Origin of the sequence: Streptomyces alkaliterrae, from assembly GCF_007097205.2 — a bacterium.
Taxonomy (GTDB): Bacteria; Actinomycetota; Actinomycetes; order Streptomycetales; family Streptomycetaceae; genus Streptomyces; species Streptomyces alkaliterrae.
In genome coordinates this window covers 1-15,028 of record NZ_VJYK02000126.1, presented here as the reverse complement: position 1 = coordinate 15,028, position 15,028 = coordinate 1, and the positions used below count along the sequence as shown (strand labels likewise).

Annotated in this window: 9 protein-coding genes; 6 read left to right on the top strand and 3 right to left on the bottom strand. The window is 72.3% G+C overall.

Going from position 1 to position 15,028, the window contains the following annotated elements; translation table 11 throughout:
* On the top strand, positions 1-417 hold a 417-nt coding region (locus FNX44_RS13920; protein WP_143648513.1), incomplete at its 5' end, for a DUF3515 domain-containing protein.
* Here FNX44_RS13920 and FNX44_RS13915 read toward each other — a convergent pair.
* Positions 414-1,022 (bottom strand): TetR/AcrR family transcriptional regulator, encoded by a 609-nt coding sequence (locus FNX44_RS13915; RefSeq protein ID WP_143648511.1) that lies wholly within the window; start codon positions 1,020-1,022, stop codon positions 414-416. The genes FNX44_RS13920 and FNX44_RS13915 overlap by 4 nt on opposite strands.
* A gap of 84 nt (positions 1,023-1,106) precedes the next feature.
* Here FNX44_RS13915 and FNX44_RS13910 point away from each other — a divergent pair, with 84 nt between their 5' ends.
* Positions 1,107-1,640, top strand: coding sequence for a hypothetical protein (locus tag FNX44_RS13910; protein WP_228449878.1), 534 nt, complete (start codon positions 1,107-1,109; stop codon positions 1,638-1,640).
* A gap of 70 nt (positions 1,641-1,710) precedes the next feature.
* Here the strand turns inward: FNX44_RS13910 and FNX44_RS13905 are convergent, their stop codons facing one another.
* Positions 1,711-2,838, bottom strand: coding sequence for an LLM class flavin-dependent oxidoreductase (locus FNX44_RS13905; RefSeq protein WP_143648509.1), 1,128 nt, complete (start codon positions 2,836-2,838; stop codon positions 1,711-1,713).
* A 247-nt stretch (positions 2,839-3,085) separates the two neighbouring features.
* Between FNX44_RS13905 and FNX44_RS13900 the strand changes: the two genes are divergently transcribed.
* The 3 genes from FNX44_RS13900 to FNX44_RS13890 all read left to right on the top strand — a co-directional run bounded on the left by FNX44_RS13900 (position 3,086) and on the right by FNX44_RS13890 (position 5,192).
* Positions 3,086-3,733, top strand: a complete 648-nt coding sequence (locus FNX44_RS13900) for a hypothetical protein (RefSeq protein ID WP_143648508.1) — start codon at positions 3,086-3,088, stop codon at positions 3,731-3,733.
* A gap of 161 nt (positions 3,734-3,894) precedes the next feature.
* Complete coding sequence (locus FNX44_RS13895) at positions 3,895-4,404, top strand: SigE family RNA polymerase sigma factor (RefSeq protein WP_143648506.1); 510 nt, start codon at positions 3,895-3,897, stop codon at positions 4,402-4,404.
* Positions 4,401-5,192: a hypothetical protein gene (locus FNX44_RS13890; RefSeq protein WP_143648504.1), complete on the top strand. Its 792-nt coding sequence runs from the start codon at positions 4,401-4,403 to the stop codon at positions 5,190-5,192. Before FNX44_RS13895 ends, FNX44_RS13890 begins: the two co-directional genes overlap by 4 nt.
* Before the next feature lie 81 nt (positions 5,193-5,273).
* Here the strand turns inward: FNX44_RS13890 and FNX44_RS13885 are convergent, their stop codons facing one another.
* Positions 5,274-8,396 (bottom strand): FG-GAP-like repeat-containing protein, encoded by a 3,123-nt coding sequence (locus tag FNX44_RS13885; protein ID WP_143648503.1) that lies wholly within the window; start codon positions 8,394-8,396, stop codon positions 5,274-5,276.
* Positions 8,397-8,672: 276 nt separating this feature from the next.
* On the opposite strand from FNX44_RS13885, the gene FNX44_RS13880 reads away from it, so the two are divergent.
* A complete protein-coding gene (locus FNX44_RS13880) occupies positions 8,673-14,963 on the top strand; it encodes an RHS repeat domain-containing protein (RefSeq protein ID WP_143648501.1) in 6,291 nt (2,096 codons plus the stop codon).
* Positions 14,964-15,028 lie beyond the last annotated feature (65 nt).

Here is a 15,028-nt window from a genome sequence, read left to right as displayed (position 1 = left end):
GCGGGGGGTCCTTCGTTCGACGTGGAGAGGGCTCCGAGGGCGGACGCGCCGGAGTGTGCGCGGCTGCTCGAGCGGCTGCCGGACGAGTTGGCCGGGCGGGGACGTGAGGATGTGCGCACGGAGGGTGCCGCGGTCTGGGGTGCTGGGGATGTCGTGCTGCGGTGTGGCCTGCGTCCGCCGCCGCCTTCGGTCGATCCGTGTGTCGCCGTGGACGATGTGGAGTGGCTGCTGTTGGAGGCCAGGTCGCAGGGTGACAGGAAGGTCCTGCTCACCTACGGCCGGGATCCGGCGGTGGAGGTCTCGCTCTCCCAGGGAGTCGCCGGTGTCGACGCGGCGCTGATCGACCTGAGCCGGCTCGTCAAGCCGATCAGGCAGCGGGGCGAGTGCATCGGGGAGGACGAGCCGGAAGGCCTCTAGGGGTGTAGGCCGAGGACGCCTCGTACGGTTGCCTCGGCGAGTTCGGCGTCGTGGGGTGCCTGGCCCGCCAGACGGCTCACCACTCCTTCGAGCGCGCCGAGGTAGGCCGTCGCCGTCGTCGCGGGCGGTGGTCCGGGTGGGATGGCGCCGTTCTGCCGACCTTCGGCGATCCGTTCGGCGACCTGGGTGGTGAGCCGGTTGACGACCTCGGTGATGAGGCTGCCGACGGGGTGTTCCCGGCCCGCGAACTCCGTCCAGAGGACGTTCATGACGTTGGCGATGTCCCGGCGGCAGTAGCGGGCGTGGCCGCGTGCCATCGCCGTCAGCGCCTCCACGGGGTCGGTGATCGCGGCGGCGGGCGCGCCGACCTCGGCGGTCCAGGTCTCGTCGACCCATCGCACCACGGCGAGCGCCAGCGCCTCCTTGCCTGCGAACTGGTGGTACAGCGCGCCGCGCGTGTAGCCGGCCTCGGCGGCGACCTGGGCGAGGACCAGGTTGGCGTAGCCGTTCCTGGAGAGCCCGCGTGCGGCGGCCTCCAGCAGGGCCTCCCGGCTCTGTGCCCGGCGTTCGGCCTGGGTGCGCCGGGCCTTTCCCGCTGTCGTCATGCTTCCTCACATACGTACATGCATGCATGTTACCTTCCCGGGGAGGCGTTTCGCCGATGCGCGGGGCGCGGAAGGGAGCACGCCATGCAGGACGGATCAGAGGCGGTTCGGGGGCCTGACGACTCCACGTCGCGGGTCGCGGTCGGGCAGGTGCTGGACGTCCCCGCCGACATCCGGGCGCTCGCCGCCTTCCGGCGGCCTGACTACATCGACGTCTTCGCCCTCGACTCCCCGGCGCCGGTCGACGGCTCGCCCGAGCGGTGGGCGCGCGTCGTCCTGGAGGAAAGCGCGGGGTTCGGGGGCCAGTTCGTGTGGCGGGTGTTGCTCGGTCTGCGCCTGCGGTGGCGCAAGACGCCGACGCACGTGGCGGGATGGCGGATCGCCGCACGCGGTGACGGCTGGATCGAACTGGCGGCCCGCTCCCCGCTGTTGACCGGACACCTTCTCGTCCGCGCCCAAGGCCGTGAACTGTCGCTGACGACCGCGCTCCACTACCGGCGGCGGCTGGGCGCCCGGATCTGGTCACGGCTGTCCGCCACACATCGCCGCGCCGCGCCCGCCCTGCTCCGCCAGGCGTACGAGGCGGAACGCGCGCGCGGCGCGGCGGGGCGCGGCTGAGCGTGTCCCGCCGCGCACAACGTTCAGCGGCGGTCAGGCGCGGTCGCGTGGTCAGGCGCGGTCGCGGCGGTCAGGCGGCGCGCCCGACAGGCGCGGCGGCGTCCGGCGCGGCCGGCATGTCGTAGGCGTCGGCTATGAGTTGGTAGGAGCGTAGGCGGGCCGTCGGGCCGTGCACGGTGGTGGTGACCATGAGTTCGTCGGCGCCGGTGCGTCCGACCAGCGCGTCGAGGCCGGCGCGCACCTCGTCCGGGGTGCCGTGCACGACGTTGGCGAGCCAGCCGTCGGCGAACTCCCTTTCCATCGGGGAGAACTCGTGGGCGGCCGCTTCCTCGGGGGAGGGCACGAGGCCGGGTCGGCCGGTGCGGAGGCGGATCATCGACAGGACGCCGGTCATGACCTGGCGGCGTGCCTCCGCCTTGTCGTCGGCCGCCAGCGCGGAGACGCCGATCATCGCGTACGGCTTGTCGAGCACCGCGGATGGGCGGAAGGAGGACCGGTACAGGTCCAGCGCCGGCAGCGTGTTGGCGGCGGAGAAGTGGTGGGCGAAGGAGAACGGCAGACCGAGCGTGCCGGCGAGGCGGGCGCTGAAGCCGCTGGATCCGAGCAGCCAGAGGGGCGGTCGGGCGGCGGACTGCACCCCGCCGGCCGCGCGCCCCTGGACCGGGCCGGGGACGGCGTGCACTCCGGCGAGCGGGTGCCCGGCGGGGAGGTCGTCGTCGAGCAGGCGGGTCAGCTCGGCGAGCTGCCGGGGGAAGTCGTCGGCGCCCTGGTCGAGCCGGTCGGTGCGGCGCAGTGCCGCCGCCGTGGCTCCGTCGGTGCCGGGGGCACGGCCGAGCCCGAGGTCGACGCGTCCGGGCGCCAACGCCTCCAGGGTGCCGAACTGTTCGGCGACGACCAGCGGCGCGTGGTTCGGCAGCATCACCCCGCCCGAGCCGAGGCGGATGCGTTCGGTGTGCGCGGCGAGGTGGGCGAGGACGACGGCCGGCGAGCTGCTGGCGATGCCGGGCATGGAGTGGTGCTCGGCGACCCAGTACCGCTGGTAGCCGCGCTGTTCGGTGGCGCGCGCCAACGCGACCGTGGTGCGGAGCGCGTCGCCGGCGGTGTGTCCGGTGCCGACGACGGCGAGGTCGAGCACGGAGAGCGGGACCGGCGCGTTCCCGCGCGGCTCGGCGCGGACGACGTGGCTGGCGGTGCCCATGGCGTGTCCTCCGGGAGGGGCGGCGGCGCGGCTGGTGGTCGTAGCAGTGCGGAAACCTCCCGTCGGTGGCGGGGTATTCCGCGCGGTGGCCGCTCGCGGCCCGACTGTGGCGCGGGTCACGTGGATCGCGGGCGGCGGCTGACATAGTCGCGGGCGGCTGGGCCCGTCTGAAGGGGTGACAGAGCAAGTCGGAGCGTGGAGGCGGTGCAGTCCGCCGGCCCCCACGCGAACCCATGAGGAGTCACCTGTGGTTTACGTTTCCCGTCGGGCCGCAGTGGCCGTCGCCACCGCGGCCACTGCGACGCTGCTGCTGGCCGGTGCGGCCACCGCGACGGCGTCCGGCGACAAGGTTCCCGGCGCGGCGGCGGTCGCCGCGGCCGACAAGGCGCCGGCAGACACGACGCGGGCAGGCAAGGCGCCCGCCGGCTCCGGCGACATGTCCGTGCGCGGCGGTCTCGAGGTGCGGATCGTGGAGCCGTACGAGCCGTTGGAGATCAACGAGGAGACCCGCCTGGGGCTGCTGCCGCAGGGCCGGCAGAACTACGTCGTCTCGCACCCGGACTCGTTCAGGGCGAACGTGGAGTACGCCAAGGGCCTGGTGGGCGACGACATCCGGCCGCGCAGCATGAGCCTGGGTGTGCAGTCGGAGAACGGCGAGGTCACGCTGATCACCGGCGCCTGGCGGCTCTCCGAGGCGCCGCGCGAGATCACCGTGCGCTTCAAGGGCGACAACTTCGGGTACGCGGCGCAGATCGTCCAGCTCCCCGGAAAGCCGGGCTGGGGCACCTACTACTTCGACCCGAAGGCGTGGGGGCTGAGCAAGAAGGAGTTCACCGTGGAGGGCGTGGACCGGAACGGGAGGGTCTTCGACACCGTCGAACACAAGCCGTGGTGATCCGCTGACGGACGCGGACGGCCGGGTGGGCGCACACGGGGGTGCCCACCCGGCTTTCCCCGTGCGACACCCCCACGACGGCATTCCGGCCGCAACGGCGTACCGGCAGGCCCGGCGGACGGCGGCGGAGCCCCGACACCCCCAAGACCCACGGGACACGTGTGAAGAAGAGCGCGGAGGACGACTTCCGCATGTTCGTGCGCACTCGCTGGCCGAGGCTGCTGCGTACGGCCTACCTGCTGACCGGCCACCACCAGGACGCGGAGGACCTGGTGCAGGCGGTACTGGCCCGGGCCTACACGCGCTGGGAGCGGGTGTCCGGGGCCCGCGACCCCGACGCGTACGTGTGGCGCGTCATGATCAACATGAACGCCGACCGGCTGCGGCGGCGTCGGCTGGGCGAGTGGCTGACCGGCTGGTTGCCGGAGCGGGCGGCGCCGGACAGCGCCGACGAGCAGGTGCTGGAACGCGGTGTCCTGCTGGACGCGCTGCGCGCGCTGCCGCCGCGCCAGCGCGCGACCGTGGTGCTGCGCTACCTGGAGGACCGCAGCGAGCGGGAGGTGGCCGAGCTGCTGGGAACGGGCGTGGGTACCGTCCGCAGTCAGACCGCCCGCGCGCTGCGTCGGCTGCGCGCCGAACTGCCGGAACTCACGACAAGCGAGCGGGTATGAGCGACAGGTGGGAAGACGGCGGGGCGGAACACGACCTGCTCCGGCTCGAGTTGCGCCGGGCGGCGGACGCCGTGCCGGTGGGGCCGGCGCCGACGGCCGCGGTGGTGCGGGCGGGGCGCGCCCGTCGCCGCCGGAACCGGATGGCGGCCGGAGTGGCGGTGGCGGCGGTACTGGCGGCGCCGCTGGCGGTGTCGTTCTGGCCGCGCCCGGCAGACGAGCGGCCGTCGCCGCCGGCCGTGGTGTCCCCCTCGCCCGAGGAGTCCGAACCGACGCCGGGCCCGCCGCGCACGGTGAGCCCGGACGAGCCGGTACGGCTCGCCTCCGGGGTCCGGCTGTGCATGAGCGAGGAGGGCCGGCAGAAGTACGCGGTCCTACCGGACAGCCCCGACAGCCCCGACAGCACGGGCAGCGCGGACGCCCCGGACGCCCCGGGCAGCCCGGGCAAAGCGGGCTGCCCTTCGGGCCCGGACACCGGCACCGGGGACAACATCCGCGAGCGTAGCCTGAGTTCGGGCTACACGGGCTCGACGGCCGACGGTGTCCGGTGGCTGTACGGCGTGTGGCGGCACGACGAGGTGCCGAGCCGCATCGAGGTGCGGGCCGGTGGACGCTCCTACTCCGCCGAGCTGTTCGTCCTGCCGGGACGGCCCGGTTGGGGGACGTACTTCCTCGACGCCCGCACGCTGCCGCGCTTCACGTCCTACCGGGTCGTCGGCTACGACGCGGCGGGCCGGCAGTTCGCCACGCTCCCCGTGTCCCTGGACATCGGCGGCCCGGGGAAGGGCTGAGGGCCTGCCCAGCGGCAGCGGGGGAAAGAGAACGGGGGTGCTCGGCGTGAGCACCCCCGTTCGGTTGTCGGCCGGTGAGCGCTAGCTCAGCGCACGGAAGGACTGCCAACCGGTGGTACCGACGCCCTTGGGCGCCCCGATCGACTCCCGCCGAAGGGCCGGGTGGAAGACAAGTCCGGCGCCGGTGTCGGCGGTGGTGGCCCAGAGGTCGGGCACGCCGTCGTTGTCCGCGTCGCCGCCAGAGGCCAGCAGCGGGCGCTCGGTCGGGCTCCAGCCACCGGCGACGTGGGTGCGGGAGCCGTAGACGGCCAGGCCCTCACCGCGGTCGCCGGTGCCCTCGTAGAGGTACAGGTTGCCGTTGACGCGGTTGCGGGCGAGCAGGTCGACGCGGCCGTTGCCGGTGACGTCGCCGGGTGCGGCGAGGTCGTAGTCGCTCCAGCCGCTGTTGCCGATGAGGACGGGCGGCTGCTCCAGGTGCTCGTCGAGGTAGCCGGAGGGCGCGCCGAAGTACAGCCACAGCTGGCCGCCCTTCCTGACGAGCAGGTCGGGGTGGCCTGGCACGTCGGCGGTGCCGTCGCCGTCGGTGTCGAGGGGGCCGTCCACGTCGCCGATGGCGAGGATCTGGTCGGCGCCCTGCCATTGCCGGTGCTCGTCCTCGTACACCTTGAGTTCGAAGCGGTCCTCGCCGAGGTGGCCGCGTCCGTCGTTGGGGTGGACGACGAGCGCGTCGCGGGTCTCGCCCTCGACGCGCCGGTGTTCGATCAGGTCCTCGAAGCCGTCGCCGGTCCAGTCGCCGCGGTGGGTGATGAGCGAGCCGGCGAAGCCCGTGGGGGCGACCTGGTCGGCGGGGCCGAGGGTGCCGTCCCCGCGGCCGGCGTACAGCCGCAACTCGCCGTTGCCGCGGATGCCGTAGAGGTCGGCGTTGCCGTCGCCGTTGAGGTCACCGGGTTGGTCGGGGGCCTCGGGGCTGTCGGCGTAGAAGAGGTAGGCGGTCAGGTCGGAGCGGTTGCCGCCGGCGTTGAGGCTGCGGACGAACAGCCGGTGCGGGCCGGTGGACATGGGGGTGAGCTGGATGGTGGCGGTGCCGCCCGGGCCGGCGTCGACGGCACGCACCTTCTGGTCCCAGTCGGACCAGTACTCGTAGCGCTCGACGCCGGTGGCGCCGCCGGGGGCGAGGGTGAACGTTCCCGCGGTGCGGGCGGTACCGGTCTCGTTCGGCCAGCCGTCGGAGCCGTCCGGGTACTGCGGTGAGGTCACGGCAGGCGGGTTGCTGGGCCGCTGGGCGCTGAAGCCGAAGAGGCAGCCGGGTTCGCCGAGGGCCGGCGTCCAGTCGGAGTTGGCGCGGTCGTCGAAGGCCTGCGCCTTCCAGGAGAAGCGGCCGCCGGAGACGTCCTCGTACTGGGCGAGCAGGGCACGCGGCACCTTGACGCGGGCGATGCTGCCGCTGGTCACCGAGACGGACTGGTCGAAGAGCAGGCCGGGTTCGGTGTGGCGTTTGCCGGTGGCCCAGAGGTGGAAGCGGGCCTTGACGGTGCCGCCGTCGGGGTCGGCGATCTTCGCGTTGAGCCAGACGTCGGTGTTGCCCAGGGTGACGTGCTGTCCGGAGGCGGGTGTGCAGCTTCCGCCGACCAGGGTGCTGGGCGTGGTGTCGAGGGCGCTGGGTGCCTTGGGCGGGGTGTTGTACTCGGTGGAGAGCACGGCGGACCTGGCGTCGAACTTCTTCCAGGCGAAGGTGTCGCTCTCGTTGGCGGCGCGCAGTCCGAAGGTGATGTTGTTCTGCTTGCCGCTCGCCGCGCGCTTCGCGGCGGCCGTCGCGTCGAAGGCGATGTTGCCGGCGGGGCAGGAACCGCTCCAGCCGTTGGCGTCGTTGACCTCGTCGAGCTTGCTCGACCAGGTGGGCTGGTTGTTCCAGGTGGTGCTGGAGCTGATCGCGCCGGTCTGCCACAGCTGGACGGGCCGCTTGTTGCAGGACCACGAGTAGGTGTTCTTGATCCGGAACGTCGACTTGATGATCTGCTTGTCGGTGTTCCACAGGTTCCGGGAGTCCATGCGGAAGAAGGACCGCCCGAGGTGGTTGGTCTCACCCTCGTAGCCGACGCGGGCCTCGGTGGTCGTGCCGCTGCCCCAGCCGCTGCCGTTGAAGTAGGCGGTGTTGGGGTAGCGCTTGTAGGCGAGCGTCCAGGCGGCGCGGGAGCCGGTGACGTACGGGTCGATGTAGACGGGGTAGGCGGTGTCCTTGCCGGTCAGCAGCGACCGGTCGGGGACGAGGGAGAGCGTGTCGTCGGTGAGCGTGACGGGCATGGCGCTCTCACGGGCGCCCGGCGGCGGCGCGAACTCGCTTCCCGCGGCGGCACTTCGGCCGCGGCCGCGGTCGCGGTCGGCGGGAGCAGCCGTGGCGTGCCGCTCGGTGCCGGCCGCGCCGGAGCTGTCCCACATCCGCGGCGTGGGCGCGTGGAAGACCTCCTGGCCGGCGTGGTCGACGGCGGTGATGTTGCCGTGCCGGTCGACGTCGGTCGAGACGCCGTTGGTGCGCATGCCGATGCTGACGCGCCGCAGCCGGGGGTGGGCGGCGGCCTTCGCCGACTTCACGACGAGCAGCTGGGCGAAGCCGTCGGGGCCTGCGGAGAGCTTGAGGTCGACGCCGGGCAGCACCTCGGGATAGGTGGCGGTGTTGTCCTGGACTTCAGGGGCCGGGAGGGGGTCGGGCCAGGAGAACTCGATGCTGCGGCCGTCCCTGCGGATCACGGCGAGTGGGCCGTCTCCGCCGGTGGAGAAGCGCATGCCGACGGCGGTGGCACGCGGGGCGAGGCCGTCGCGGCCCGCGACGAGGCGCGTGTCGACGTCGAGGAGGCGGCCGTTCCGGCGGACCCGCTGGGGGACGGCGTGGCGTTCCTCGGTGAACGTGCCGGAGGGGTTGGCGAAGACGGCGGCGGTCTCGCTGCGGAGCGCGAGGACCTCGACCCGCTTGCCGCTGCGCGCGGCTTCGCGGGACGCGGCGTCGCGGGCGGCGGCGGTGCTCTCGTCGCCCTCGGGGGCGTCCGACGCGTCGGTGGTGCCTGGGAGCCTGTCGGCCGGCGCGCCGACCGCGCCCGCGACGCCGACGGGTCCGCCCAGTAGCGCCGCGCCGAGCGCGGCGGCGAGTGCGACGGCCGCCGGACGGCGTATTCCGGCCGCCCGTCTCAACCTGTGCGCAGAAGTGGACATCGAGCCACCTTCCTGTGTTGTCAAAGAACGCCCAGGAACCCTAGAGCTATTTCCCCGCACAGGTAAACACCGGTCGGAATAACGAGGAAAAACGGAATGCCGTGCTCCATGGCGCGGAAAGTCAACACCTTGACCACCAGCGCCACCTGAGACCCAAGCAGCAGCGCGGAGTGATCTGCGCCACACAGCGGAACGAGTCATTCCAGGATTTCTCCGTGTAGCGTGCGTGCTAGTTTCAGCGCGCCCACAATCAGACGATTGAAAGCGGCTGAATAAATGAACTCAAACAGCCGGCCGTTTAGCAGCGGCCGGATAATTCCGCGCGGCCTGAGACGTGTCGCACTGCACTCCCTGACCCTGGTCACCGCCACGGCGGTGCTGACCGCCGTGCTGCCCGGGGAACCGGTCGCCGCGGCCGAGCGCTCCTCGCTCGCGCTGCCCGGCCTGGACCACGACAAGCCCGTCCCGGTCAGTGACGTCACCGGCGGTCGCTCCACCCGCGTCGACGAGGCGTCGGGGAAGGCGGCGCGCCGCAGCCCACGAGCCAGTTGGCCGAAGGCCGGGGCGGCGACCGTGGACCTCCCGGCCGTCCGCCGAGGCGACCGGCGCGCCGCCGACAAGGCCCGCGCCAAGGCCAGACCCGGGGCGCTGCCCGTCGAGTTGGCGCACGACGGCCGCCGCGCCGAGCGTGCGGACCGGCCGGCGCTGCGGCTGCGGGTGGAGACCCTGGACCGCGCCGCCGCGGAGCGGGCCGGCGTCGACGGCGTACTGCTGCGGGTGACAGCCACCGACCGGAGCACCGGGCAGGACGCCGGACGCACCGGCCGCACCCGCGAGACCGTCGACCTGACGGTGGACTACGACCGCTTCCGCGACGCCTACGGCGGCGACTGGGCCGGTAGGTTGACGCTGAAGCGGCTCCCCGACTGCGCCCTGGACACCTCCGACAAGGCCCCGAAGGCGAAGCCCTCGGAAGCCTCCGCGGGCGGGAACTGCGCGCCCGCCGAGGCGCTGCCGGACGTCAGCAACGACGTGCGGGCCGGCAGGCTGGCCGCTCCGGTCACCCTCACGGCCGGACAGCCCATGCTGCTGGCCGCCGAAGCGGCCCCCTCCGGCTCCGGCGGCTCCTTCGGCAAGACCTCGCTCTCGCCTTCCGGCTCCTGGTCGGCCGGCGGCTCGACCGGAGCGTTCAACTGGTCGTACCCGCTGGAGACTCCGGAGACCTCCGGCGGCCTGGACCCCGAACTCTCCCTGGACTACTCATCCCAGGCGGTCGACGGCCGCACCTCGGCGACCAACAACCAGGCCAACCCGGTCGGTGACGGCTGGACGCTGACCGAGAACTTCGTCGAGCGCACGTACACCGGCTGCTCCGACGACCGTTCCGGTGGCAACAACCGGACAAAGACCGGCGACCTGTGCTGGGGCAGCGACAACGCCACGCTCTCCCTGGGCGGCGAGTCCAACGAGCTGGTAAGGGACGACAGTTCGGGCGAATGGCGGCTCAAGGACGACGACGGCACCCGCGTCGCCCGCCTCAGCTCCACCGCCCGCGGCAACGGCGACGACAACGGCGAGTACTGGCGCGTCACCACCACCGACGGCACCCGCTACTACTTCGGCTACAACCGGCTGCCCGGCTGGAGCAGCGGCAAGCCGGAGACCAACTCGACGTGGACCGTCCCCGTGTACGGCAACCACGAGGGCGAGCCGTGCCACAAGGCCTCGTTCGCCGACTCCCACTGCGACCAGGGCTGGCGCTGGAACCTCGACTACGTCGTCGACCCCAACGGGGACGCGATGGCGTACTACTACGGCGCCGAGACCAACCGCTACGCCCGCAACATGAGCGCCGCCACCGGGCTCGGCACGCCGACGACCTACGTGCGCGGCGGCCACCCGCTGCGGATCGAGTACGGACTGCGGTCGAACGACCTGTACGCCGACCCGGCGGCCCGGATCCGCTTCACCGCGGGCGAGCGCTGCCTGGTGACGACCGCTTTCGACTGCGCGCCCGGCAAGTTCACCAAGGAGAACGCGAAGCACTGGCCGGACGTGCCGTTCGACCAGCACTGCGCTTCGGGAGACTGCAAGGGCAAGTCGTCACCGTCGTTCTGGAGCCGCAAGAAGATCGACTCGATCACCACCGAGGTGCGGTCCGGTTCCGGCTTCCGGAAGGTCGACTCGTGGCGGCTGCGCTACCAGTTCCCGTCCACCGGTGACGGCAGCTCCCCCGCGCTCTGGCTTGCCGGCGTGCTGCGCACCGGGCACACCGGGACCGGAGACACCACGCTGCCCGAGGTGGCGTTCCGAGGCGTACAGCTGCCCAACCGGGTGGCCGGCGTGAACGACAACATCCCGCCGCTGGTGCGGTACCGGGTGCACGCCGTGGACACCGAGAGCGGCGGCACCCTCGGCGTCACCTACAGCAAGCCGGACTGCACCGCCGCCGACCTGCCCGCCGAGACGTCCAACACCCGGCGCTGCTACCCCGTCTACTGGAACTCCGAGGACGACCCGGCGGCCGACTGGAAACCGGTGAAGGACTGGTTCCACAAGTACGTGGTGACCACGGTCCTGGAGGAGGACAACGTCGGCGGCGCGCCCGCCCAGCGCACCGACTACACCTACCTGGGCGGCGCGGCCTGGGTGAGGAGCGACGACGAGTTCACCAAGTCGGCGCACCGCACCCACAGCGTCTTCCGGGGCTACGGCCACGTCCGCACCACCGAGGGCACCGGCCAGGACGGCACCAGGCAGCGCACCGAGACCCGCTACTTCCGGGGTCTGCCGGGCGCGAAGGTCGCGGACGACGAGGGCGCCACGGTCGACGACGCCGCCGAGTTCGCCGGGATGACCCGCGCCGAGACCGTCTACGACGGCGACCGGATCATCTCCTCCGAGACCTCGGTGCCGTGGCGCTCCTCCGTCACCGCGTCCCGCGCCCGCGAGGGCCTGCCCGCGCTCACCGCGCGGATGACCGGAGTCCGGGAGACGGCCACCCGCGAGCCCGTCAGCGACGGCGGCTGGCGGCGGACGAAGACCGAGACCACCTTCGACGGCCTCGGCATGCCGGTCCGCGTGGTGGACCACGGCGACACCGGTCGCAGCGGCGACGAGACCTGCACCGAGACTACCTACGCGCGCAACACCGACAAGAACATCGTCGAGACCGTCGCCACCGAGAAGGTCACCACCGGAACCTGCGCGACCACCGGCGAGCTGGTCTCCCACTCCCGCACCTACTACGACGGCGCGACCTCGCCGACCACCGCCCCCACCCGGGGCCTGGCCACCCGCGAGGAGGAGCAGGACGCCGCCGGCACCGGCTTCTGGACGGTCGCCGAGACCGTCTACGACAGCCACGGCCGACCCACCCGGGTCACCGACGCCGAGGGCGGCCGCACCAGCACCGCCTACACCCCGGCGACCGGCGGCCTGCCCACCAGGACCGTCGTCACCGACCCGATGGGACACCCGACCACCACCGACCACGACCCGGCGCGCGGCGTGCCGACCGCCGAGACCGACGCCAACGGCAAGCGGACCGAAGCCGAGTACGACGGCCTCGGTCGGCTGCTGCGGGTGTGGGAGCCCGGCTGGAGCCGGTCCGCCAACCCCGACAAGCCGTCGGCCGCGTACACGTACACGATCTCGCGCACCGCTCCGACGGTCGTCGCCAGCACCGTGCTGAACAACAACGGCGACCGCAGGACGAGTTACGAGATCTACGACGGTCTGCTGCGCGAACGGCAGACGCAGATGCCGGCCGCGAACGGCACCGGCCGGGTCATCACCGAGACCCACTACGACAGCCGCGGCCTGACCTGGAAGAGCTACGACTCCTACTACGCGACGGGCAACCCGTCCGGCACCCTCGTCGCGCCGGACGACACCAAGGTGCCGTCGGTGACCAGGACGCTGCACGACGGCGTCGGCCGGGTCACCGAGGCCGTCCAGGAGAAGTACGGAGAGGAGCGCACCCGCACCAGGACCCTGTACGAGGGCGGCGACCGCACCACCGTCGTGCCCCCGGCCGGCGGTAAGGCCACCACCCGGATCACCGACGTCCACGACCGGCCGGTACGGCTGCTGGAGTACACCAACACCTCCCGCACCGAGCACCAGGAGACGGCCTACCGCTACGACAAGCTCGGCCGGCTGGTGGAGATCACCGACCCGGCCGGCAACAAGTGGACGTACACCTACGACGCCCGGGGCATGGTGGTCGAGTCCGACGACCCCGACCAGGGCGTCCAGCGCCGTCGCCACGACCGGCTCGGCCGGCAGACGCAGCTGACGGACTCGCGGGGCGTCACGCAGGTCATGGAGTACGACGCGCTCGGCCGGAACACCGCGCTGAAGGAGGGCGACAAGCTGCTCGCGGACTGGTCCTACGACCAGGTCGCCAAGGGTGAACTCGACCGCTCCCGACGGCTGGTGGACGGCGCGGCGTACGTCAACCGGATCACCGGCTTCACCGACGACTACCAGCCGACCGGCCGCCAGGTCGTCATCCCGTCGGCCGCCGGCCGCGCCGCCGGGACCTACGAGTGGGGCTACGGCTACAACGGCTACACGGGCGCCCAGGAATGGGTCGCCCAGCCGGCCGTCGGCGACGTGCCCGCCGAGCGGGTCACCACCCGCTACGACGGGAGCGACCAGGCCACCCGGCTCACCGCCGGCGGCCGGGTACTCGTCGACGACACCGTGTACGACGCGATGGGCTCGGTGCTGCGGAAGCAGTTCGGCCCGTCCGGCAAGCGGCTCTACCAGACCAGCCAGTACGACGAGCACACCGGTTTCCTGACCCGGCTCACCGTCGACCGGGACCACGCACCGCAGCGGGTGGAGGACACCCGCTACGGCTACGACCCGTCCGGCAACATCACCCGGATCAGCACCGACCGCGGCCAGGACGCCGAACTGGAGAAGGACACCCAGTGCTTCTCCCTCGACCCGCTCCAGCGCCTCACCGACGCGTGGACCGCGACCGACGACTGCGCCGCGCAGCCGGGCGGCCTGACCGCACCGAAGGTCGGCGGCCCGGACGCCTACTGGCACTCCTACCGCTACGACGCGCTGGGCAACCGCACCCGCGAGGTGCGGCACGGCGTGGGCGGCGCGGCCGACACCGTCCGCACCTACCACTACGACAAGGAGGGACGCCCCGGCGCCCTGACCAAGGTCACCACCACAGGCGCCGAGCAGACCGAGGACACCTACGGCTACGACTCGGCGGGCAACACCACCACCCGCCGCGCGGGCGGCCGTGACCAGCGGCTCACCTGGGACGCCGAAGGCCTGCTCACCGAGGTCAGGGACGGCGGGACGGTCACCTCGTTCGTCCACGACGCCGACGGGCAGCGGCTGCTGCGCACCCACGACGACACGGTGACGCTCTACCTGCCGGAGGGCAACGAGCTGGAGCTCGGCGGCGGCACCTCCGCCACCGGCACCCGCTACTACGAGCACGGCGACGACACGGTGGCCGTCCGCGTCGGCGACGACCTGAAGTACCTCTTCGACGACCACCACGGCACGGCCACCACCGCCGTGGACGCCGAGGACCTGGAGGTGACCACCCGCCGCAGCCTGCCGTTCGGCGCGGTGCGCGGCGCGGCCGCCACCTCCTGGCCGGGCCAGCGCGGCTTCGTCGGCGGCACCGAGGACCCGACCGGCCTCACCCAGGTCGGCGCGCGAGCCTACGACCCCGAGCTGGGCCGGTTCATCAGCGTCGACCCGCTGACGGACCTCGGCGACACCCAGCGCATGAACGCGTACACGTACGCGAACAACAACCCGGTCACCTTCTCCGACGACGACGGCCTCTTCTTCAAGAAGTACTGGAAGAAGGCGAAGAAGAGCGTCAAGCGCTACTACAAGAAGACGAGGTCGTACGCGAAGCGGACGTACACCAAGGCGAAGAAGCGCTACTACTCGGTCAAGCGGGTGGTGAAGAAGAAGTTCAAGTCGGTCAAGCGGTACGCGAAGGTCGCCTACAAGAAGGTGAAGAAGACCTTCCGGACGTACAAGAAGGTGGCGAAGAAGCGGTTCGTCACCAAGGGTCCGAAGGGTCCCAGGGCGAAGCCACGACGCACCACCGGGTCCCGCAGCAGCGCGATCGGCCAGAGACCGTCGCCACGGACCATGGCCGCGAGCACAGCGGGCGGCCAGGGAGGCTCGAGCTTCGGCGAGGGCGCCAGCAACCTGTGGGACAAGACCAAGAACTACGTCCGTGACAACAAGACGGAGCTGAAACAGCAGGCGGTCCACCTCGGCATCAACATCGGAATCGGTATCGCGGCGGTGGCCGTCGGTGCGGCAGTCTGCGCCGGTACCGCGGGCGTCGGCTGCGTCGTGCTCGCTGCGGCGGGTGTCGCGGCGATCGGCGGCGCCATCGCCCACACCACCGCGGCGATGGCGATGAACGAGGAGATCACCGGCCGGAAGGCCGCCCAGTGGTCGTTCGGCACGGCGGCGGGCACCATCGCCAACTCCGTGTCCGTCGCGAAGACGGGTTCGACGATCCTGGGCAACGTCTGGAAGGGGATCACCCGCAAGTAGCACGGGTCGCCCCCGGCGACACACCACACACCGGCGGCCGGTCGGTGGGGATAACCCCACCGACC